The organism is Brevundimonas sp. GCM10030266 (genome assembly GCF_042666595.1).
Taxonomy (GTDB): Bacteria; Pseudomonadota; Alphaproteobacteria; order Caulobacterales; family Caulobacteraceae; genus Brevundimonas.
The window spans coordinates 626,178-649,056 of record NZ_JBHTCY010000002.1 but is presented as its reverse complement, the minus strand read 5'-3'; the positions used below and the strand labels follow the sequence as shown (position 1 = coordinate 649,056).

Below are 22,879 nucleotides of genomic sequence, written 5' to 3'. Positions count from 1 at the left end.
CATCAACCTCGACATCTTCCACCGCTCCCAGATCGGCAAGGCCACCGACCACGACATCTGGAACTGAGCCGGACATCCCGATGCGACAGGGCCACCGCCGGAGAAAAACCGGCGGTGGTTTTGTTTGTGAGATGCCACATTAAGGTTTGGGTGACATATAGGCCGAGACTGGCGGGCGTCCCCGGCCTGCCTCGCGATGGCGTTCGCCGTCGCCCGTCCGCGAACCTGTAAAGACCGTATCGAGCTATGGATAACCTGTTGGACCTGGACGCTCTCGACGCCGACACGCCGGTGATGGCGTCCACCTCGGCGCCGGACGCCCCGCTGGCCACCGGCGAGGCGCCTCCCCCCCACGTCTATTCCTTCGACTTCTCCTCGGGGATGGGGCCCTGGATGTCCTGGATGGCGCCGTCGGTCGTGCAGGAGGCCGGCGGTGAGCACGAGTCCTTCACCCGCCTGAACGCGCCTGGCCAGCTCGATCCCAACCATCTGGACGGCATCGGCGCCCTGCGGCTGGTCGCCCACCTCTCCATTCCGGCGGCGGGATCGCCGGGCGTCCTGAACCTGACGAACGCCGAGTTCGAGATCACCATCCGCGCGACGGACTTCGACGCCAACGGCGGCAAGCTCATGGTCTGGCTGTGCCGCTATGTTCCGGAAGAGGGCGTCTACAAGAATTTCTACGTGCCTCTGGTCGGAACCAACTGGGCGAACACGGGCAATAACCTGGCCGACCAACTGGTCGAGGGCGAGTGGCGCACCATCACGGTTCGCCTGAGCGACAATATCGAGGACTGGACCTACGCCGGCGAGAACCAGACGCAGCAGGGCGACTGGGCGGACCGATACCAGCCCTACGACCTGGCGCCGACGCTCGGCCAGACGAACGCCACCCTTCACCTCGTCTTTGTGAACGACGAGCCGGATGATGCGCCCACCGGCTTCCTCGACATCGCCAACATCACCGTCCGCACCCATGAACCGGCCACGCCGATCGATCCGGGCGCCGCGACGCGGGACCTGTTCTACGGCCTTGAGGATCAGGACTTTTCGGGCGCCCTGCCGGGGGACGGCAGCATCAATCTGGCCAATGCGACCTTCAGCGTGGTCGCGGGCTCGGTCCGCAACGGGACGGTCGAACTTGACGCCGCGACCGGCGCCTTCGTCTTCACGCCGGCCGCCAACTTCTACGGGCCTTCCCCGTCGACCGGCGCGGCGCTGTTCCGCTACAGCGTCACCGACGGCGTGAACACGGTCGAGCGCACGGCCTATATCTATATCGGCGGCGTCAACGATCAGCCGACCGCCACGACGCAGGATGAGGCGATGACGATCGCCGGCGGCGCGGCGTTCAACTATACCCTGCGGGCCGGCTCGGATGTCGACGTCAACGAGCGCCTGACCTATCACCTCGTCGATGGATCGGCGACCAACGGCACGGTGACCATCGACCCGGCCAACGGACGCTACGTCTTCACGCCGGCGACCGGCTTCAGCGGTCAGGCGACCTTCTCCTATGTCGTCAGCGACGGCCAGTTGCAGAGCGAAACCCGGACCGTGACCCTGACGGTCCTGCCCCCGGGTGAAACGCCCGCGATGCTGACCTACAATCAGGCTGTCGACCTGCTGATCGCCGGCGACCTGCAGGGCTTCATCCGCAATGTGATCCTGCTGGCGGAAGCCGGTGAGCCGAATGCGGCCACCTTCTACGGCACCTGGCTGCATTCCGGTCAGCATGTGCCGCGCGATACGACCCTGGCCGCCCACTATCTCGAAATGGGCCGCGGCATCGCCGACGCCAACATCCTGCTGGCCGACATGTATGCGACCGGCGAGGGCGTCGACAAGGACTACGCGGAAGCCCGACTGTTGCTGGAAGCCCTGCCGAACAACGCCAAGGCCTTGTACAAGCTGGCGATCCTTTACGACTACGGTTACGGTGGCCCGGTCGACGATGCCCTGGCCGTGGAGGCCTATCTGCTGGCGGCGCGGCTCGGCAACGCCGACGCCATGTACACTGTCGGCCGGCGTTACCTGATGGGCGAGGGTGTCGAGGTTTCGGGTGCCGACGCCTATTTCTGGCTGGGCGTCGGACTGAAGCTCGGAGGCGGTCCGGCCCTCGCGGTGTTCGACCAGCAACTTCTGTTCAACATGGAGCAGGCGGCGGCGGGCCTGACGACGGAGGAGCGCGCCGCCCTGGATGCGGCCATCGCCGGATGGACGGTGGGACGCCCGTCGCCGGTCAATGACGCGCCCGTTCTCGAGACGACCTTCGGCGTCATCGGCATCGGGGCCGACGCCACGCTTCAGGGCAGCGCCAACGCCCGGGATGTCGACGGAGATCGCCTGACCTATTCCGTGGTGACCGGGTCGGTCGACAATGGCGTCGTCGTGATTGATCCCCGAACCGGTGAATGGACCTTCACGCCTCCGGCCGGCTACGTGGGCCTGGCCCGGTTCAGCTATGTCGTCTCGGACGGCCAGGTGACCGTAGGGCCAAGAACCGTCGAGATCATGGTCGGTTCGGGCACGGCCGCCGTCTCCGACAAGGGGCGGGTGACCGAAACCTCGACCCTGGATGTGGATGTGACCCACGGCCTTCTGGCCAATGACGTGGTCGCCGTCGGCAACGGTGTGGCGCGTATCACCGCGGTCAACGGGCAGGCCGGCGACGTCGGCCAGGTCGTGACCGGAGCCTACGGGACGATCCTGATCCGCGCCGACGGCAGCTACGTCTTCACCGCCTTCGACACGACCGCCGAGATGGCGGAGGGAGAAACCGCGCGGGACGTCTTTGACTACACCATCGTCGATTCCAACGGCGTGACGTCCTCGACGACCCTGACGATCACGGTTGTCGGCGTCGGCGGGCGGATCATCGTCGGTGACGGCGTCCAGATCGGCAGCGCCTACAACGACCATCTGATCGGCGGCCTCGGGTCGGACACCCTGGTCGGTCTGGCCGGGGACGACGTCCTGGAAGGCGGCGCGGGAGTCCCCAACGAGATGCTCGGCGGTCTGGGCGACGACATCTATGTGGTCCGGTCGGCCGGTGACACGATCGTGGAGTTCGAGAACGAGGGCAACGACACCATCCAGACCGATCTGGGCGCCTACACCCTCGTGAACCATGTGGAGAACCTGACCTATATCGGTTCGGGCAGCTTCTCCGGCGTCGGCAATGCGCTCGACAATGTGCTGACCGGCGGCGCCGGCGACGATGTCCTGTGGGGCGCGGGCGGCAATGACAGTCTGGACGGCGGCGCCGGTCAGGACACGGCGGACTACAGCCGGGCTGCGGGCGGGGTGGTCGCGGACCTCACGACCGGCGTCGCGCTGGACGACGGCGACGGCGGCCGGGACACGTTCAACAGCATCGAGAACCTGACCGGATCCGCCTTCAACGACAGGCTGACAGGATCCGCCGGCAACAACATCCTGACCGGCGGCGACGGCGACGACGTGCTGTGGGGCGGCGGTGGCGATGACATCCTGATCGGCGGCGCCGGCCAGGACACGGTCGATTACAGCCGGGCCGCGGGGGGCGTGATCGCCAGCCTGACTACGGGGGGCGCGGTGAACAACGGCGACGGCGGTCGCGACGGCTTCTCGGGCATCGAGAACCTGACCGGCTCGGCTTTCAACGACGAACTGACCGGCTCGGGCGGGAACAACGTCCTGTCGGGCGGGGCCGGGGATGACGTGATCCTGGGCCTGGCCGGTGACGACATCATCATGGGCGGCGGCGGCGTCAATGTGCTGGACGGCGGCGCGGGCATCGACCTGCTGGACTACAGCCAGGCCTCGTCGGGCGTGCGCGCCCAGCTGAACACCGGAACTGCGGTCAACAACGGCGACGGCGGCTCGGACACGATCCGGGGCTTCGAGAACCTGACCGGTTCGGCCTTCGACGACCTTCTGGTCGGGGACGCCGGAAACAACATCATCCGGGGCGGTCTGGGGTCGGACATCCTGATCGGCGGCGCCGGTGACGACATCCTCTACGGCGGCGCCGGCGCCTCGAACACGCTCTACGGCGGTCTGGGCAACGACTACTTCGTGCTGGAGGCCAATGACACGGTCGTCGAGTTCGAGAACGAGGGCATCGACACGGTCGAGGTCCGCATCGATCGCTACAATCTCGGCGCCAATATCGAGAACCTCGTCTACGGCGGTACGGGCAATTTCACCGGCACCGGCAATGGGCTGGACAACATCCTCACCGGCGGCGCTGGCAATGACGTCCTGCGCGGTCGCGGCGGCAATGACACCCTGAACGGCGGCGACGGTTCCGATACGGCGGACTACAGCCAGTCAGCCTGGGGCGTCCGGGTGCGGCTGGATTCCCGCGTGACCCTGGATGACGGTGAGGGCGGGCGGGATGAGCTGGTCTCGATCGAGAACATCACCGGGTCGAGTTTCAACGACCTGATCGTGGGCGACGCCGGCGCCAATATCCTCATCGGCGGTCTGGGCAGCGATGTGCTGATGGGCGGCGATGGCGACGACATCATCATGGGGGGGCAAATCGACCCCAACCAGGTGCATGGCGGCCTGGGCAACGACTATTATATCCTCGACGCCCCCGACACGGTGATCGAGTATGAGGGGGAGGGCATCGACACGGTCGAGGCCCGGATCAGCACCTATACTCTCGCCGCCAACGTCGAAAACCTGATCTACACCGGTCCGGCCAGCTTCAGCGGCTGGGGCAATGAACTCGACAACCACATCACCGGCGGCGCGAACAACGACTATCTGCGCGGCATGGGGGGCAATGACACCATCGACGGCGGTGCAGGCATCGACACCCTGTACCTGCGCGGCCTGCGGGGCGAGTACACCATCACGGCGGAGGGCGAGGGCTACCGCATCGTGGACTCGGTGGCCGGTCGCGACGGCTCGACCTTCGTGCTGAGCATGGAACTGCTGATGTACAGCAACGGCTCGACCCAGGTGCTGACCTATCCGGTGATCCCGGCGGCGCAACCGACGGACGGGGCGACGGACAAAAGCGAGCGGCAGGTGCTGCCGGCGATCGTCGATGACGCGGTGACCGCCAAGGACGCGGTCGATCAGCCTCTGGTCCTGCCCGGCCTGCCGAACGACGGCTTCGTGGACTACAAGGGCGCGATCGCCGAGCCGTTGGTGCAGCCCGATGTGTTCGATGACGGCCTTTCGGGACCGGGTGGCGGCCAGGGCGGCGGGGGGCTGACCGGACCGGATGTCGACCTGATCCCGACGCCGGACGTGTCCGGCTTCGACGACGCCGTTAACCTCGACACATTCCACCGCAGCCAGATAGCCAGGCCCACCGACCACGACGTCTGGAACTGAGCCGGGGTCAGGCGAGACAAGGCCGCCGCCGGGACGGCGGTCCATGTCTGAACGTCCGCGAATGCAGTCAATCCGCTGATCGACCTGCCGGCGGCCGCCGGCGGCATCGAGAAGGTGAACGGCCTGTGCGTCGACCTGGATCAGGCCGTCGGCGCGATCTGACGCGGCGATCGGGCGTCGCGGTCAGTCGCTGTCGCTGTCGTCGTCCGAGGCGACCGCGATGACCACGACCAGAACACCGGCGGCGATCAGGCTGATCGGAACGCCGGCGAAATCGCTGGCGGCCTCGGCGCGGGCGCCGACGCGATCACCGACGCGGGCTCCGGGGGCGACGGTCTGGGCGGCGACGGCCTGGCCTGCGATCAGCAGGGCTCCGGCGGCGACGGCGGCAAGCACCTTCTTCATTCTGGTCGTCCTCTGGATAACAGGGTGATGGACTCCCGAGGTTGCATGACGAGGGGGCGGTTTCCATCGCCTTGAAGAGTTTGAGGAGACTCCCCGCGCTAGCGGATGGCGGCCGCGCCCCGCCCCTCGATCAGCCCCTTTACCTCGGCCAGCGAGGTCATCGCATTGTCGCCCGGCGTGGTCATCGCGATGGCGCCGTGGGCGACGCCGTAGTCGACCGCAGCCTGCGCCCCGAGGCCACCCATGAAGGCGTACGCCAGTCCCGAGACAAAGCCGTCGCCCCCGCCGACGCGGTCCAGCACGGCAACCTCATTGATCGCGGTGGCGTACCGATCGCCGCCCAGCCACAGAACCCCGCCCCAGCGGTTGACCGAGGCGGACACCGGGTCGCGCAGGGTGGCGGCGAAGACCTGCACATTCGGCAGCTCCTTCGCCAGCCGGGCCACGAGGGCGTCGAAGGGCCGGCTGTCCGCCGGATCAGCGCGCTTGTCCGTCGTCTCGATGCCGAGGCAGGCGGCGTAGGCGTACTCATCCCCGACCAGCACATCGACCAACCCGGCGATCTCGCGGTTCACCCGGCGGGCGGCGTCCGGGTCCGGATGGCTGGACCACAGGCTGGCGCGATAGTTCAGGTCATAGCTGACCACGACGCCGTGTGTCTTGGCCGCGCGAATGGCGGCGAGCGTCGTTTCGGCGGTGGTTTCCGACAGGGCGGCGAAGATGCCGCCGGTGTGCAGCCAGCGGACGCCCTCAACGCCGAACAGCTGGTCCCAGTCCACCTCGTCCGGCCGGATCTGCGAGGCGGAGGAGTTGGCCCGGTCGGAACAGCCCAGCGCCCCGCGCGGCCCGAAGCCGCGCTCGGTGAAGTTCAGCCCGACGCGGGTGTTGCGGCCCACGCCGTCGGCCTCGCGCCAGAGGATGTGCGAGGTGTCCACGCCGCCTTGCAGGATCAGATCCTCGACCAGGGCCCCGGTCTCGGTGCGGGGCAGGGCGGTGACCACAGAGGTCCGCAGACCGAAGGTCTTTCGCAGGCCGCGGGCGACATTGTACTCGCCGCCGCCCTCCCAGACCTGGAAGGTCCGGGCGGTGCGGATGCGGCCCTCGCCGGGATCGAGGCGCAGCATGACCTCGCCGAGCGCGACACAGTCCCAGCGACAGTCTTCGGCGGGCCTGAGGCCCTTCAGGTCGGTCATCTATTTCAACAGCGAGGGCAGCCAGAGCGAGATCGCGGGCACGAAGGTGACCAGCATCAGCACGCCGGTGCAAGCCAGATAGAAGGGCCAGATCGAACGCAGGCTGTGGGTCATGGGCACCTTGGCGATGGCGCTGCCGACGAACAGGACCGACCCGACCGGCGGGGTGATCAGGCCGATGCCGCAGTTCAGCAGCAGGATCACGCCGAACTGCACCGGGTCCACGCCGAAGGCCTTGGCCACCGGCAGGAAGATCGGGGTGCAGATGATGATCAGCGGGGCCATGTCCATGAAGGTGCCCAGCACCAGCAGGATGATGTTGATCAGCAGCAGGATCAGGATCGGGTTGTCGGTCAGGGTCTGCAGCAGGCTGACCATCATCGACGGCACCTGCAGATAGGCCATCAGCCAGCCGAAGGCGCCCGCGCAGCCGATGATGAACAGCACCGCGCCCGAGGTGCGGGCGGCGCCGGTGCAGGCGGCCTTGAACGCCGTCCAGCTCATGTGGCGATAGACCAGACCGGTCACCACGGTGGCGTAGACCACGGCGATCGAGGCGCTCTCCACCGCGGTGAAGATGCCGGCCCGGATGCCGCCGAAGATGATGCCGACCAGCAGCAGGCCGGGGATGGCGGCGACCAGTCGGGTCAGGACGGCGCGGAAGCCCGGGAAGGGCTCCGCCGTGTAGCCGCGACGGCGCGCCAGCACATAGGAGACGATCATCAGGGCCGCGGCCAGCAGGCCCGCCGGGACGATGCCCGCCGCGAACAGGTCCGAGATCGACACCCCGCCGCCGGCCGAGGCCGAGTACAGGATCATGTTGTGCGACGGCGGGACGAGCAGGGCGACCAGGGCCGCCGAGATGGTGACATTGACGGCGTAGTCGCTGTCATAGCCGCGCTTCTGCATCTGCGGGATCATGGTGCCGCCGACCGCCGAGACGTCGGCGATGGCGCTGCCCGAGACGCCGCCGAACAGGGTCGAGCCGACCACCGTCACCTGCCCCAGACCGCCGCGCACATGGCCGACCATGGAGCCGGCGAGGGTGATCATCCGGTCGGACAGGCCGCCCTTCATCATCAGTTCGCCGGTGAAGATGAACAGGGGAATGGCCAGCAGGGCCACCGAGGTGATGTCGGAGCCCATCTGCTGGAACACCACGATGGGCGGCAGGGCGAGGTAGAGCACCGTCGCCAGCGTCGCGCCGAGCAGGGAGAAGGCGACCGGCACGCCAAGCGCCAGCAGGATGGCCAGCAGGCCGAACAGGATGACGTATTCCATGGTCAGTCCTCCGTCTCGACGGTCTCGGGGGCGCGGTAGTCTCCGGTCAGCAGCCGTTCGATCGAGAACAGCAGGATCAGGCCGCCGCCCACGCACAGGCCGGCGAACTTCAGGCCCGAGGGCAGGGGCGCGCCGGCCATGTTGACCGCCCAGTCGTCGATCATCAGCGTGCCGCCCAGCAGCATCAGTCCGGCGCCGGCCGCCGCCGCGATCAGGCGTGACAGCGACTTCAGCACCCACTGGGCCTTCTCCGGCAGGGCGTGCTGAAGCGACTGGAAGGCGAAATGGGTCTCGCGTCGTACAGCCACGGAGGCGCCGAACATGACCGCGAAACTCATCAGCAGCAGGGCCAGGGGTTCGGTCCAGCCGGGGCTGTCGTTCAGCACATAGCGGGCGAAGACCTGCCAGGCCTGGATCAGGGCCATCAGCACGAGCGCGACGCCCGCCAGACCCAGTACGCCTGTGGCCAGCCTGTCGAGCGCGCCGACAAGGCCACTTCGGGATTCAGTCATGTCCGGTTCCCCTCCCAGAGCACCGATGGTGTGTGCGCGGTCGTTCAGGCGACCGCTGCGATACGTTCGTGGAGCGCACGCAGGTGCGGCTCGGAAAGATACTTGTCGAGGACCGGGCGAACGGTGGCGGCGAAGGCCTCGCGGTCGACCTGGGCCACCTGCACGCCTGCGGCCAGGACGGTGGCGCGGGCCTCGGCCTGTCGTTTGTCCCACTCGGCGCGCATGATCGGCACCGACCGGCGGGCGACGTCGCGGACCAGCTCCCGGTCAGCGGGCGTCAGGCGCTCGAAGCTGGCCTTGGACATCAGCAGGGCGTCCGGCGAGAACGAGTGCTGGGTGTCGCTCCAGTAGCGGGCCACCTCGAACTGGCGGCTGGACTGATAGCTGGGCCAGTTGTTCTCGGCCCCGTCGATCAGATGGGTCTGCAGGGACGAGAAGACCGCGCCGAAGGTCAGGGGCGTCGGATTGGCGCCCATGGCCCGGATCGAGTCCAGGAAGATGTCCGACTGCGGCGCGCGCATCTTGAGGCCGCGCATCTGGCCCGGCTCGGTGACCGGATGGCGGACGTTGTAGAAGCTGCGCGGGGCGGCGTCGTAATAGGCCAGGCCGATCAGGCCGCGCCCCTCGAACACATTGAGCAGTTCTGTGCCGATCTCGCCGTCCACCACGGCCCGGACGTGCGCCTCGTCGCGATAGACATAGGGCAGGGCCAGCAGGCGGGTTTCCGGGAAGGCGTTGTTCAGAGCGGCGACGGCGACGCGGCAGATGTCGATCGCTTGGAAGCGGGTCAGGCCGATGGAGTCGTCCTCGGTGCCCAGCTGTCCGGCCGGAAACTGTCGGATACCGATGCGACCGTCGGTCAGCCGTCCCAGCTCTTCGCCCATCCATTTGACGGCGGCGACGGTGGGGTAGTCGGCGGGGTGGACATCGACCGCCTTCAGCACGGTCTGGCCGCCCGCGGCACGGGGCGAACAGGCCGAAAGACCGAGGCCGGCGACGCCCGCGAGGGCCAGAGTGCGACGGGTCAGGCTCATGTCGTCTCCCCCTCGGCCCGCACGGCGACGCAGGCGATCTGGCCGTCCGCGCCAAAGTCGGCGACGGCGGACTGGCCGATGAAGATCTGGTGGACCCCGGTGGCGGCGCCGGTCGAGATCAGTTGTCCGGCCTCCAGCCGCCGACCGCGCCGGTGCAGCAGGTTCAGCAGGAAGGCCAGGGAATCGAGCGGGCCGTTGGGAATGGAGGCGGCGCCGCCGGTCCCGATCACCGCGTCGTCGATCAGCACCCGGCAGGTCAGGCCCGCCAGCCGCTCGCGCCAGTCCGCGATTTCGCCGCCCAGGATCAGGCCGGCGTTGTTGCCGAAGTCCGAGGCCGTGACCGCCGGCCCGTGGCCATTGATCTCGGCAAAGGGACTGCCCGCGATCTCGACGCCGATCAGGGCGCGTCCGACCAGCGCGGCGGCGCTTTCGGGCGTCCAGTCGTCGCGGTCCGGCGCGGTTTCGCCCAGTTCCAGAATATACTCCGCCTCGACCGCGGCGAAGCCGCCGTCGATGACGCCGAACGGTGTCGGTGCGCCCTCGACGGCCTGCCAGACGTTCTTCGAAAAGATCGGTCCGGCCAGTCGACCGGCGCCGAACTGCGCATCAAAGGGCGGGTTCACCCGACCCAGCTTCCAGCCCGCGATCCGGTCGGGCCACAGGCTGATCGCCTCGTCCTGAACAGCGTAGGCGGCGGCCAGGGAGTCCGGCTTTTCGCCCGGATAGGCGAGCACAGCGGTCCCGGCGCGGCGCGCGTCCGTGAAGGTCCGCGCGATCAGCGAACCACTTGAATTGTCGTGTGCGTGTTTCACGCATCCTCCCGTTTGAGAGGGACATTGCGCAGGAAGGAAACCGGTGTCAATTTGAATCCGGCGTCGCGTTGGGCGACGTTGTTCAGCACAAGACCGCGGACACAGTCGGTCAGGCTACAGGATGGAAACATGACCCTCGCCCGTCTGGCCGCCGTCGCGGCCGCGCTCGTCCTGCCGCTTGCGGCGCCCGTCGCGCCGATGGCGCAGACCGCCGCTTCGGCTCCGGCGGAGGCCGCCCTGCCGGCCTTCCCCGGCGCGCTGGGCTGGGCGTCACAGACCCCGGGCGGACGGGGCGGACGCATCATCCGCGTGACCAATCTGAACAGCGAGGGGCCGGGCTCTTTGCGTGAGGCGATCGAGGCGGACGGCCCGCGCATCGTGGTGTTCGAGGTCGGTGGGGTCATTGACCTGGATCGCAAGACGCTGAAGCTCACCAACCCCTTCATCACCATCGCCGGCCAGACCGCGCCGTCGCCGGGAATCACCCTGATCCGGGGCGGCATCGACGTCGGCGGCCATGACGTCATCATCCAGCACATCCGCATCCGTCCCGGCTCGGCCGGTCAGGAATGGATGAGCGGCTGGGACGAGGACTCGATCTCCACCCAGGCGGCGTACAACGTCATCGTCGACCACTGCAGTCTGGAGTGGGGCACGGATGAGAACCTGTCCGCCTCAGGCCCTCGCTTCACGGGCTCGACGCCCGAGGAATGGCGGCGCGGCACCAGCCACAACATCACCTTCTCGAACAACATCATCGCCGAGAGCCTGGCCTATTCGACCCACTCGAAGGGCGAACACTCCAAGGGCTCGCTGATCCACGACAACGTCACCGGCCTGCTGATCATCAACAATCTGTACGCCCACAACTATGAGCGCAGCCCCCTGTTCAAGGGCGGCGTCCACGGGGTGATCGTCAACAACCTGATCTATAATCCGGGGCCGCGCGCCATCCACTACAACCTCGCCCCCGAGGAGTGGCTGAACCACCCCTATGAGGTCGGCAAGATGACCGCCATCGGAAACGTCCTGCGCGCCGGGCCGTCCACTCCGACCGACCATCTGGCCTTCCTGATGATCGGCGGCGCGGGCGATCTGGAATACTACGGCCGGGACAACATCGCCGTGGATCAGGTCGGTGAGCCGATCCGCATGTTCGGTCGCTACACCACCACCCCGGCCCGCATCATCGAGACCCGCCGTCCGCCGGTCTGGTGGGAGGGCGTCACCCCGATCGCGGCCGAGCAGGTGCAGGTCTCGGTCCTGTCGCAGTCGGGCGCCCGTCCTTGGGACCGCGACCAGCGCGACGTCCTGCTGATCGCCGAGGTGGCCGAGGGGCGCGGCGAGATCATCGATCACGAGCGCGAGGTCGGCGGCTATCCGGCCGTGACCGAGGCGACCCGCAAACCCTTCAACCCCGACGACTGGGACCTGCGTTTCATGACCCCGCTGCGGGATGAGGTGCTGGACCGCCCGGCGCGTCGACGCACCACCTGACCGCTGACAGCGCAGCCGACGCACTCTAAAGACGGTGTTAGGCCAGAGAGACTCAACCGCGTGAATGAGACCAAGCGACCGGGCGGCAAGCCCGCCACCATCAACGACATCGCCCGACTGGCGGAGGTGTCCAAGAAGACCGTGTCGCGCGTCATCAACAACTCCCCCTTCGTGAAGGAGGAGACGCGCAAGCGGGTCGAGGCGGTGATCGCCGAGCATGGCTTCACCCCCGATCCGCAGGCGCGCGGTCTGGCCTTCCGCCGGTCATTTCTTGTCGGGATGATCTACGACAACCCCAGCCCCAACTACGTCGTGAACATGCAGCAGGGCGTGCTGGACGCGGTGCGCGGCTCCGGCCTCGAGCTGGTCGTCCACCCGTGCAACCGCGCCTCGCCGACCTTCCTGGACGAGGTGCGCGGCTTCGTGGTGCGCCAGAAGCTGTTCGGCGTCGTCATGCCGCCGTCGGTGTCGGAAGACGACCGGGTGATCGAGATCCTCAAGGACGTCGACTGCCCCTATGTCCGCATCGCCTCGGTGTCGCTGGACGAGCCGGCCTGCATGGTGGTGACGCACGACCATCGCGGCGCGGCCCAGGCGGCGCGGCATCTGGCCGAGCTGGGCCACACCCGGGTCGCCTTCATCTCCGGTCCCGACACCTTCCGCTCATCGTTCGAGCGGGGCAGGGGCTTCCGCGAGGGGCTGGCCGAGCATGGGCTGTCGATGGACGACGCCTATACACGCAAGGGCGCCTATACCTTCGAATCCGGGGTCGAGGCGGCGGAGAGCCTGCTGTCCCTGCCGACCCCGCCGACCGCGATCTTCGCAGGCAACGACGAAATGGCCATCGGCGTCATGAAGGCCGCGCGCGACAGGGGTCTCGACGTGCCGCGCGACCTGTCTATCGTCGGCTTCGACGACCTGCCCATGGCCTCACGCGTCTGGCCGAACCTGACCACGGTGCGCCTGCCCATCCGCGACATGGGGCGCATGGCCGCCGAGAAGCTGACCGCCGGCATCCGCGGTCTGGACCCGGCGACGCTGGCCCAGCCGGTGGTCGATCCCTCGCTGATCGTGCGGGAATCGACTGCGGGACCGAAGGGCTAGGCCTGTCCTCAGGCGGCGAGGACGCCCCTGATATAGTCGCGGACGGCTTCATCGGTGGCGTTGGCGAAGAAGTAGTCCTGGAATTTCTCGCCCGCGATGGCGGCCTTCAGCAGGTCCTGATCGAGGGCCTTGAGCGCGCTGATGATGTCCTTGCAGGTGGCGGCCTTCATCTCCTTCAGGATGCCGCGGTTCTTGCGCATGATCTCGGCCCGTTCCTTCGGGTAGCCGAGGCCGCGCTCGCCGTCGAACAGCTTGCGATAGACGTCCTGCAGGTTCAGCTCGGCCGCCCAGCCGAAGCCCTTGGCGTAGGGCATGGCGATGGCGTTGCCGTCGTTGATCTGGCCGAACAGGAAGGCGTCGGTCGGGTCGATGATCAGGCCGCAGAAGACGCCGGGCATGGCGTTGGCCGCCAGCATCGAACCGGTGCCCGTGCCGCAGCCGGTGACCACGAAATCAGCCGCGCCCGAGTTCAGCAGGATGCCGGTCAGGATCCCGTTCATGACGTAGGTCAGCGAGGCTTTGTCCTCGGCCGAATACATGCCGTAGTGGAAGACCTCATGGCCCAGCGGCTCGGCCACGGCGGTCAGGGCGTTATGGACGATCTCGCTCTTGGCGGCCTGGCTGTTCTCGATGATCAGGGCGATTTTCATGGTGTTCCTCCGGTCGGGACAATGGGCGGAGCGCAGGTCTGGCTCCAGCCTCGTCCCCGTTTGCATCGGCTTATGACACCGGTTACCTATGTGTTCAATCCGCACAGACAAGTCGGGGGAGGGAAAGCATGTCGGCCAGCGCGCATCCGTGCGACATCCTCCTGATTGATGGTGCGTCCACCTTTCGCGAGGCCCGCTGACATGAACCCGTTCGATCTCTCAGGCCGCACGGCCCTCGTCACCGGCGCCAACACCGGTCTGGGGCAGGCGATCGCTGTCGGGCTGGCGCAGGCCGGGGCGGACATCGTCGCCGTCGGCCGCTCGGCGCCGACCGAGACGGCGGAACTGGTGCAGGCGGCGGGCCGGGCCCTGCACGCCATCCCGGCGGACCTGTCCTCCACCGCCCCCATCGCCGATGTGGTGGCCCAGGCCGTGGCCGCCGTCGGCCAGATCGACATCCTGGTGAACAACGCCGGGATCATCCGCCGCAACGACAGCCTCGACTTCACCGAGGAGGACTGGGACGCGGTCATCGACACCAATCTGAAGACGGCCTTCTTCCTCAGTCAGGCCGTGGCCCGGACGTGGGTCGAGGCCGGACGGGGCGGCAAGATCATCAACATCTGCTCGATGCTCAGCTTCCAGGGCGGCATCCGGGTGCCGTCCTATACCGCCTCCAAGAGCGGCCTCGCCGGCCTGACCCGCCTGCTGGCCTGCGAGTGGGCGGCGAAGGGCATCAACGTCAACGGCATCGCGCCCGGCTATTTCGCCACCAACAACACCGAGGCCCTGCGCGCCGACGAGGTCCGCAATCGCGACATCCTGGCCCGCATCCCCGCCGGGCGCTGGGGCGATCCCTCCGACCTCGGCGGGGCGGCTGTCTTCCTCGCCTCGGACGCCTCGGCCTATGTCCACGGCACGGTGCTGGCGGTCGATGGGGGCTGGCTGGCGCGGTAGGTTCACTTCAGAAGCTGTCGTCATCCCGGGGGCGCGTAGCGAACCCCGGGACCCAGCGGCGCGCGAGAGCGCGAAGCTGTCGGGAGCACCGTCGCTTGCGATTCTGAAATACGGTGTTTCGCCGCCGTCGCGGCGCCGCTGGGTCCCGACTTTCGTCGGGATGACGATAGCGGTGAAGGAAGCGGGCCTAACTCGCCAACTCGTTCAGCCAGTCCTCCAGATTGGTGAACCCGTCGCCGTTCCGGTCCGCCGGGCCGTCGGCGGCGTCAGCGGGATCCAGTCCCCGCGCCCGCTCCCAGTCGTCGGGCATGCCGTCGCCGTCGCTGTCGATCCACGGTGTTCCGGGCGCGAGATTGGGCCATCCGCCGACCTGCGTCTGGCTGTCGATGATCCGTCCTGCGCGGTCGCGCACCCCGGCCACGACCCGCGCGTCCACCGCGTCCCGCACCCGCCCGGCGCCCGCGCGGTCCAGCACGGCCAGCGCCGCCGCGTCCGCCGTCTCCGTCGCCGCCCCCGCCCAGTCCGGTCGCGCCGCCAGCCGGTAGCCCGACCGCTCCGAATCCTTCACCAGCGACCACGGATCATGCGGGACCACCCCGTCCATGCTGTTCCCCTCGAACCAGGCGCGGGCCAGCGGATTGGACTCCTCGAACGCCCACCGCCCTTCCGAGTCCGGGCCGGGGATGTAGGCGTTGCCAATGAAGGCATAGGCCGACAGGCTTTCGGTGTCGGCATTGTAGCCCGCGTGCGATCCGCCCCAGTCGTAGAAGACGTTCGAGCGGAACTCGAAGCGCGGGCCTTCCGGGTCCACTGACGGCGGATTGTAGTTGCCCGGCCGGGGCATCCGCGCCCGGTGCATGGCCCACAGATTGTGATGGAAGGTGAAGCGCGCGCCATGCCCTCCGCGGACCAGCGAGCCATAGCCGTGATCGCCCTTGGCGTGGCCCGAGCGGTTCAGGGACTCGGCGATGATCGACCACTGCACCGTCACGTCGTACAGGCCGCGTTCGGGCGGATCATAGCGGCTGCCCGCTGACAGGGTCTCGTCCACCGACCAACTGGCCGAGACGTGGTCGAGGATGATCCGGCGTCCGCGCTCCAGCGAAATGGCGTCCGATTCCACTCCGCTCTCATCGCCGAGCCGCGAGCGGATATGCCGGATGACGACATCGTCCGCCGCCACCACCAGCGCGTGGTTGCGCAGGGTGACGCCGCCGCCGGGCGCCGTCTGTCCGGCGATGGTGATCCGGCCGCGCCGGATCCTCAGCGGGCTCTCCAGCCGGATCGTCCCGCCGATATCGAAGACGATGGTGCGTGGTCCGTCCGCCTCGACTGCCGCTCTGAGGCTGCCCGGCCCGGCGTCGTTCAGATTGCTGACGCGCAGCACCGCGCCGCCCCGCCCGCCGGCCGCAAACCGCCCCGCGCCCTCGGCTCCCGGGAAGGCGAGGGGGAAGGCGACGAGCGTCTGCTGTGCAACCGCCGCCTGTGCTCCGCACAACACAATCAGGCCTGCCACGGCAGCGCTTGTGACGGCTTTATGTCGAAGGCCGCTTGCGAAAACGCCGATCATCGGGTTAGGCTCGCTATTGATACCGGTGTCAGGACGTATTCCGCATCAGATTGACACCGGTGTCAAACGGGAAGGCCAACGCTGTCGGACCGCAAAAACAGATAGACCGGGGCCACCCCGGCGTCCTGTATGCCCATTGGGAGGGAGCATATGTTGCAAGCCATTCGGCCGGGGATGACCCGCGCCCTTCGTCGCAGCCTGTTCGTCGGTGCATCCGGCCTGGCTGTCGCCCTGTCGCTGGGCGTCGGCGCCGCCGCCGCACAGACCGCGGCCCAGTCCGCGCCGCAGCAGGATGAGGCCACCGAGATCGACGAGGTCGTCGTCACCGGATTCCGCGCCAGCCTGAACGCCAGCCTGGACGCCAAGCGCCGTGACGCCAACGTCATCGACGTCATCACCGCCGAGGACATCGGCGACTTCCCCGACCTGAACCTGGCCGAGTCGATCCAGCGGGTGCCGGGCGTCGCCATCGACCGTGACGCCGGCGAAGGCCGCTCGATCACCGTCCGTGGTCTGGGCTCCGACTTCACCCGCACCCGCATCAACGGCATGGAGGCCCAGGCCACCGCCGGCGGCACCGACTCCTCGGGCGGCGCCAACCGCGGTCGCGGCTTCGACTTCAACGTCTTCGCCTCCGAACTCTTCAACTCGATCACCGTGCGCAAGACCGCCGCGGCCGAGACCGAGGAAGGCTCGCTGGGCGCCACCGTCGATCTGCAGGCCTCGCGCCCGTTCGACTACAAGGACGGCTTCACCGGCGCCTTCTCGGCGCAGGGCGGCTGGAATGATCTGTCCGAGCAGTACAACCCGCGCATGGCGCTGCTGCTCAGCAACACCTTCGGCGCCAATGACGAGTTCGGCGCCCTGATCTCGGTCGCCTACAGCGAGCGCGATCTTCTGGAAGAGGGCTTCAGTTCGGTCCGCTGGGCGCCGGCGGTCGGGACGAACAGCTCGGGCGGCTTCGCCTCCGCCGGTTCGAACGCCACGGCCTTCGCCCTGGCCAACCAGAACAGCGTCTTCATCCCGCGTCTGCCGCGCTACGGTCGCCTGACCCACGAACAGGAACGTCTGGGCATCACCGGCGCGCTCCAGTGGCGCCCGGCCACCAGCACGGTCCTGTCGCTGGACGTCCTGTATTCGTCGCTGGACGCCACCCGTCAGGAAGACTTCCTGCAGGCCCTGTCGTTCAGCCGCAACGCGGCGGCCGGCGGCCAGCCGCAGGTGACGGTCCAGGACGCCGTCGTCCAGGACAACATGCTGGTCTATGGTCTGTTCAACAACGTCGACATCCGCTCCGAGAGCCGCTTCGACGTCCTGTCGACCGACTATCTCCAGGTCAGCCTGACGGCCGAGCATGACTTCTCGGATCGCCTGCGCGGGCGCTTCTACTACGGTCGCGCGGAATCGAATTTCGAGAACCCGATCCAGACCACGGTCACGCTCGACCGCAACAACACCCAGGGCTACTCGTTCGATTTCCGGGGTGACTCCAATGCGCCGGTGATCAACTACGGCTTCGACGTCACCAATCCGGCGAACTGGGAATGGCGTGCATCGACGGCCGCGGTGCCGCGCTCGGAAATCCGCATCCGTCCCAACGGCGTCGACACCCTGTTCGATTCCGCCCAGGCCGATTTCGAGTACGACGCCACCGACTGGCTGACCGTCAAAGCCGGGGTCAACTGGAAGACCTACAGCTCCGAATCCTACGAGTTCCGTCGCGCTGACGAGACCGTGGTGCCGGTGCTGCCCGCCGGCACGACCGTCGCCGACATCTCCAACCTGCTGACCGGCTTCGGCGGCGGCCTGATCTCCGGCTCGACGCCGTCGAACTGGGTCCGGCCGGATCTCAACGCCATCGCCAGCCTCTTCAACATCTACTGCAACTGCAACACCGGCGTGCCGGGCGGGGACTTCACCCTGACCAGCATCACCAACGGCAATGCGCGCGGCGGCAACCGGATCATCGAGGAAGAGGATCTGGCCTTCTACCTGCAGGCGGACTGGGACACCGATCTGTTCGGTCGTCCGTTCCGCGGCAATGTCGGCGTGCGTCAGGTCAACACCCAGTTGAACGCCACGGGCTACAGCTCGACCGGCGGCGGCACCCTGGTGACCGGCGAGAACGAGTACGACAACACCTTGCCGTCGCTGAACATCAGCTATGAGCCGGTCGATGACCTGATCGTCCGTTTCGGCGTGGCCTCGGTGATGGCGCGCCCGCAGATCGGCAACACCCTGGCGGGCACCAACTATCTGGTGCCGACCACCTCGCTGGCGGCCTCGGGGCCGAACTACACCGCGTCGATCGGCAACGTGAAGCTCCAGCCGTTCGAAGCCACCACCTATGACTTCAGCGTCGAGTGGTATTTCGCGCCCGAAAGCCTGCTGTCCTTCGCCTATTTCTACAAGGACATCGACACCTACATCCAGATCGTGCGTCAGGACCTGGCCTATTCGGACCTGACCGCCCTGAACCCCTCGGCCTTCGCGCCGGGCTTCTGCACGGGCACCTGCTCGCCCTCGACCATCTTCCAACTGACCGCCGCGGTGAACACCGAAGGCGGCCCGCTGAAGGGCTTCGAGGTCAGCTATCAGCAGCCCTTCACCTTCCTGCCGGGGCCGCTGCAGAACCTCGGCGTGCAGCTGAACTACACCCACGTCGAATCCGAGATCGACTACTGCAGCAACGCCCTGTGCACGACCTTCGTGACGGCGGACCTGATCAACCTCTCGCCGGAGTCGTGGAACGCGACCCTGTACTATGAGGATGACAGGTTCTCGGCCCGGGTCTCGGGCGCCTTCCGCGACGGCTACATCCAGAATGTGCCCGGTCGGAACGGCAACAGCATCGAAGGCAAGATGGAGACGTTCAACCTGGACGCCTCGGCCTCCTACAATCTGACCGACGATCTGGAGCTGACGCTGGAGGCCCTCAACCTGACGGACGAGGAGAACCACCAGTTCGTGGGCGACGGCGCCGATCGTCAGAGCACCTCCGTCTATCACCACACTGGCCGCCAGTTCTATCTGGGCGCCCGCTATCGCTTCTGATCACTCCTGAACCGAAGCGCACTTTCGCCGCCGACCGGGCCCCCGGTCGGCGGCGTTTCTTTTTCAGGCGTTCAGCAGATCGATCAGGTCGGCCCAGACGCTCTCGGTCGTCGGGATGCGCCCCGCGCCGCGACCGCGCGCGGTGAAGACGCGGCCGTCGCCGGTGGTCACCCGCAGGGCGTTTCCCTCGTCCGGCAGGTCGGCGAAGAAGGCATCTCCATCAACGGCGGCCAGGGCCACGCCCGCGCTGTCGGTGCGCAGGTCCAGCCGGGAAATCTGGCGGACGCGACCGGGGAGGAGCGCCGCGTCCGCCGACAGGGTCTCGCGAGCGATACGCTCCGGCGAGATCCCGTCATCAAGGGCCTCATGCGCCAGGATGGCCAGCTTGGCCGCGGCGTCGAGGCCCGACAGGTCCGCGGTCGGGTCTTCCTCGGCGAAGCCTGCCTCGCGCGCGGCGATCAGGGCCTCGTCGAAGGCCACGCCGGCGGCCAGTCGGTTGAGAATGAAGTTGCAGGTGCCGTTCAGCACGGCCTCGATCCGCACGACCGGGCCATGCTTGCGGGCGCGGCGGACGGTCTCGATCAGCGGCGAGCCGCCGCCGACGCTGGCGGAGTACAGCAGGCGGGCGTCATGCGCTTCCGCCAGCGCGGTCAGGGCCGCCAGATCGCTTCCGACCGCCTGCTTGTTGGCGCTGACCACATCGACGCCGCGCGACAGGGCGGCGCGGATCAGGGCCAGGCCAGTGGACGCGTCCGAGATCGCTTCCACCAGCACATCCGGCTCGCGCGCCAGCAGGGCGGCGGGATCGGCCAGCAGCAGCGGCTTCGATACGGCCGGATCGCGCGGCTTGTTAGGATCGCGGACCAGCACGCCGACCACCTCGAACCGGTCGTCGCCCAGCAGGCGGGCCAGCACGCCGCCTCCCACCACGCCACAGCCGGCCAGCGCCACGCGCAGCGGACGCTCCGGCGCGGGCCGGGTATGGGCGACAGCGACTTCCGGCCCGGCGACGATGGAGGCCGGCGCGTTCAGCAGCGCCTGTCCCGGAGCGGGCAGGGCGGTGGTCACGCCGATGGCGTCCAGCGCCTCGGCCAGCCGGGCGGAGGCGTCCGCGCCGCCCGAGGCGACCGCGACCACGCGACGGCCGCGGCGCACTTCGCGATAGACCGCGCTGGCGGCTTCGGCGACATCGGCGACGTCCAGCTGAAGCAGGGCGACCGGCTCGTCATGGGCGTGTTCGGAGACCGCGCCGGTCACGACCGGGCGGGGCAGGGGCAGCGATGCGGCGGTCATCAGGCGGCCTCGGCTTCCAGCGTCGTCGCCACGATCACGGCGTCCAGCGCCGCCGACAGGTCGGCCAGCAGATCCTCCGGATGCTCCAGCCCGATGGACAGGCGCAGCAGGCCGTCGGTGATGCCCGCCGTCTCGCGCGCTTCCGGCGTCATGGCCGCGTGGGTCATCAGGGTCGGGTGAGCGATCAGGCTTTCCACCCCGCCCAGCGACTCGGCCAGGGTGAAGACCTCTAGCTGGTCCACGAAGGTGCGCACGGCGTCGATGTCGGCCAGTTCGAAGCTCAGCATGGCGCCGAAGCCCTTCTGCTGACGGGCGGCGATCTCATGGCCCGGGTGGCTCTTCAGGCCCGGATAATTGACGCGCTTCACCGCCGGGTGGGCGTCCAGCCATTCGGCCACGCGGCCCGCTGTCGCCTGCTGGCGCTCGACGCGGGCGAACAGGGTGCGCACCCCGCGCAGGGTCAGATAGGCGTCGAAGGGCGAACCGGTCACGCCCAGACAGTTGGCCCACCAGGTCAGCTGTTCCAGATCGGCCTGATCCTTCGCCACCACGGCGCCGCCGACCACGTCCGAGTGGCCGTTGATGTATTTGGTGGTCGAGTGGATCACCAGATCGGCGCCCAGTGCGATGGGGTTCTGCAGGGCCGGCGACAGGAAGGTGTTGTCCACCGCCGCCTTGCAGCCGACGGCGTGGGCGCGGGCGCAGATGTCGGCCACGTCCACCACGCGCATCAGCGGGTTCGACGGGGTCTCGATCAGGATCAGTTTCGGGTTCAGGGCGAAGGCGGCGTCCAGCGCCTCGCGATCGTTCTGGTCGACGAACTGGACGTCGAAATGATTGCGGCGCGCCCGGGCGCTCAGCAGGCGGTGAGTGCCGCCGTAGAGGTCGTGCGGGGCCAGCAGCAGGTCGCCCGGCTCCAGCGACGACAGGGCCAGATCCACCGCCGCCATGCCCGTGGCCGTGATCACGGCGCCCGCGCCGCCTTCCAGCTTTGCCAGTGTCTCGCCCAGCACGTCGCGGGTGGGGTTGCCCGAGCGGGTGTAGTCGTACTTCCGCTTACCCTCGAGCCCGTCGAAGCTGTAGTTCGAGGACAGGTAAAGCGGCGGCATCACCGCCCCGTGCGCCGGATCGTTGTTCACACCGTGCCGGGCGGCGGTGGTACAGGGATGGGCTTCGCTGGAACAGGTCATGCGGCGATCTCGTCAGGCTGGCGGGCGTACAGGGTGGAAAGGGCGTCGTGGAGCGTGCGGCCGACCAGCTCGCGCTCCTTCAGGAAGGCGTCGTGGCCGAAGATCGAACCCGCCTCGTCGAAGCGACGCAGGGCAGGGGCGCGGGCGGCGAGCTCGCGCAGGTCCTCGATCGGCACCAGACGGTCGCTGGTGAACCCCAGCAGGGTCAGGGGGCACTGGATGGCTTCCGGCGCGACCGCGTGGCGGTCCAGCGAGTCGGACAGCGAAATCCAGCGGTCGGCGCTGGTGGCCTCGGCGTAGTCGGCCCCGCGCGAGATCAGGTATTCGCACACTGGATAGGCTTCGCCGGCCCGCTCCGGCGCGGTGGTGGCGAAGCGCCAGTCGAACTCGTCGGCGGTGCGATAGGTGGTCATGGCCAGCTCGCGGGCCAGCGAGATGCCTTCCGCCTCACGGCCGCAGTCGCGGGCGAAGGCCAGCACGCGGCGCTGCACCCCGCGCCAGGCGGTCGCCGCCGGATGGGCGCGATGGGCGGCCGAGATGACGACCAGCTCGCCGATCCGCTCCGGGAAGGTCGCTGCGAAGGCCTGTCCGATGCAGCCGCCGTAGGAGGCGCCGACGAACGCATCGACCCGCGCTTCGCCCTGGGCGTCCAGCAGCAGGGCCAGCAGGCGGGCCTGATCGGCGGTGGTGATGGTCACGGCCGGATCGGTCCGGCCCGGCAGCAGGTCGACCGCCAGCACACGGACGCGATCCAGATCGACCGGTCCGCCGTGACGCACCGCCCACGACCACCAGCGCGCGGCGAAGCGGCCGCTCGAGATGCCGCCGGCGACGACCACCAGCGGACCCGACGCCGGGCCGTGGATGCGGCCGACGATCTCGTCCGCCGCCAGACGCTCGCCCGAGGCCAGCCGGAAGTCGGCCGGAATCGCGGCCGTCACGTCACGGCCGGGCGCCTCGTCGATGATCCATTCGGTGGTGGACGCCACT

The 22,879-nt window shown here is 68.2% G+C and carries 16 protein-coding genes; 5 read left to right on the top strand and 11 right to left on the bottom strand.

Features of this window, described 5'->3' with window-relative positions:
• Window positions 1-258: 258 nt before the first annotated feature.
• The gene (locus tag ACFQQC_RS09700) at window positions 259-5,337 is read left to right on the top strand and encodes an Ig-like domain-containing protein (RefSeq protein WP_376862075.1); all 5,079 of its coding nucleotides are present in this window, start codon (window positions 259-261) and stop codon (window positions 5,335-5,337) included.
• Window positions 5,338-5,520: 183 nt separating this feature from the next.
• Here the strand turns inward: ACFQQC_RS09700 and ACFQQC_RS09695 are convergent, their stop codons facing one another.
• The 6 genes from ACFQQC_RS09695 to ACFQQC_RS09670 form a co-directional block, all read right to left on the bottom strand.
• Window positions 5,521-5,742, bottom strand: a complete 222-nt coding sequence (locus ACFQQC_RS09695; RefSeq protein ID WP_376862072.1) for a hypothetical protein — start codon at window positions 5,740-5,742, stop codon at window positions 5,521-5,523.
• Window positions 5,743-5,840: 98 nt separating this feature from the next.
• Window positions 5,841-6,935 carry a sugar kinase gene (locus tag ACFQQC_RS09690; protein WP_376862070.1) on the bottom strand — a complete coding sequence of 365 codons (1,095 nt, stop codon included), beginning with the start codon at window positions 6,933-6,935 and terminating at the stop codon, window positions 5,841-5,843.
• A complete protein-coding gene (locus tag ACFQQC_RS09685; RefSeq protein ID WP_376862067.1) occupies window positions 6,936-8,216 on the bottom strand; it encodes a TRAP transporter large permease in 1,281 nt (426 codons plus the stop codon).
• Window positions 8,217-8,218: 2 nt separating this feature from the next.
• Entirely contained in the window at window positions 8,219-8,728 is a 510-nt protein-coding gene (locus tag ACFQQC_RS09680; protein ID WP_376862064.1) for a TRAP transporter small permease, read from the bottom strand.
• 44 nt (window positions 8,729-8,772) lie between these two features.
• Complete coding sequence (locus ACFQQC_RS09675; protein WP_376862061.1) at window positions 8,773-9,762, bottom strand: TRAP transporter substrate-binding protein; 990 nt, start codon at window positions 9,760-9,762, stop codon at window positions 8,773-8,775.
• Entirely contained in the window at window positions 9,759-10,574 is an 816-nt protein-coding gene (locus ACFQQC_RS09670; protein WP_376862058.1) for a 2-keto-4-pentenoate hydratase, read from the bottom strand. The genes ACFQQC_RS09675 and ACFQQC_RS09670 overlap by 4 nt, the downstream gene beginning before the upstream one ends.
• Window positions 10,575-10,703: 129 nt before the next feature.
• Between ACFQQC_RS09670 and ACFQQC_RS09665 the strand changes: the two genes are divergently transcribed.
• Both ACFQQC_RS09665 and ACFQQC_RS09660 read left to right on the top strand, forming a co-directional pair.
• Window positions 10,704-12,071 (top strand): polysaccharide lyase family 1 protein, encoded by a 1,368-nt coding sequence (locus ACFQQC_RS09665; RefSeq protein WP_376862055.1) that lies wholly within the window; start codon window positions 10,704-10,706, stop codon window positions 12,069-12,071.
• A gap of 60 nt (window positions 12,072-12,131) precedes the next feature.
• Window positions 12,132-13,175: a LacI family DNA-binding transcriptional regulator gene (locus tag ACFQQC_RS09660; RefSeq protein ID WP_376862053.1), complete on the top strand. Its 1,044-nt coding sequence runs from the start codon at window positions 12,132-12,134 to the stop codon at window positions 13,173-13,175.
• 8 nt (window positions 13,176-13,183) lie between these two features.
• Here ACFQQC_RS09660 and ACFQQC_RS09655 read toward each other — a convergent pair whose 3' ends face one another.
• Window positions 13,184-13,825: an RpiB/LacA/LacB family sugar-phosphate isomerase gene (locus tag ACFQQC_RS09655; RefSeq protein WP_376862050.1), complete on the bottom strand. Its 642-nt coding sequence runs from the start codon at window positions 13,823-13,825 to the stop codon at window positions 13,184-13,186.
• Between the two features lie 201 nt (window positions 13,826-14,026).
• Here ACFQQC_RS09655 and kduD point away from each other — a divergent pair, with 201 nt between their 5' ends.
• On the top strand, window positions 14,027-14,782 hold the full coding sequence (gene kduD / locus ACFQQC_RS09650) for a 2-dehydro-3-deoxy-D-gluconate 5-dehydrogenase KduD (RefSeq protein WP_376862047.1): 756 nt from the start codon (window positions 14,027-14,029) through the stop codon (window positions 14,780-14,782).
• Window positions 14,783-14,969: 187 nt separating this feature from the next.
• Here the strand turns inward: kduD and ACFQQC_RS09645 are convergent, their stop codons facing one another.
• A complete protein-coding gene (locus ACFQQC_RS09645) occupies window positions 14,970-16,298 on the bottom strand; it encodes a pectate lyase (RefSeq protein WP_376862045.1) in 1,329 nt (442 codons plus the stop codon).
• Between the two features lie 204 nt (window positions 16,299-16,502).
• On the opposite strand from ACFQQC_RS09645, the gene ACFQQC_RS09640 reads away from it, so the two are divergent.
• The gene (locus ACFQQC_RS09640; RefSeq protein WP_376862042.1) at window positions 16,503-19,406 is read left to right on the top strand and encodes a TonB-dependent receptor; all 2,904 of its coding nucleotides are present in this window, start codon (window positions 16,503-16,505) and stop codon (window positions 19,404-19,406) included.
• 63 nt (window positions 19,407-19,469) lie between these two features.
• Here ACFQQC_RS09640 and ACFQQC_RS09635 read toward each other — a convergent pair whose 3' ends face one another.
• From ACFQQC_RS09635 to ACFQQC_RS09625, 3 genes are read right to left on the bottom strand one after another with little or no spacing between them, the layout of a single operon-like run.
• Window positions 19,470-20,699 (bottom strand): homoserine dehydrogenase, encoded by a 1,230-nt coding sequence (locus tag ACFQQC_RS09635; RefSeq protein WP_376862039.1) that lies wholly within the window; start codon window positions 20,697-20,699, stop codon window positions 19,470-19,472.
• Window positions 20,699-21,889 carry a cystathionine gamma-synthase gene (gene metB, locus ACFQQC_RS09630; protein ID WP_376862037.1) on the bottom strand — a complete coding sequence of 397 codons (1,191 nt, stop codon included), beginning with the start codon at window positions 21,887-21,889 and terminating at the stop codon, window positions 20,699-20,701. Before metB ends, ACFQQC_RS09635 begins: the two co-directional genes overlap by 1 nt.
• A complete protein-coding gene (locus ACFQQC_RS09625) occupies window positions 21,886-22,878 on the bottom strand; it encodes a homoserine O-succinyltransferase (protein WP_376862034.1) in 993 nt (330 codons plus the stop codon). The genes metB and ACFQQC_RS09625 overlap by 4 nt, the downstream gene beginning before the upstream one ends.
• Window position 22,879 lies beyond the last annotated feature (1 nt).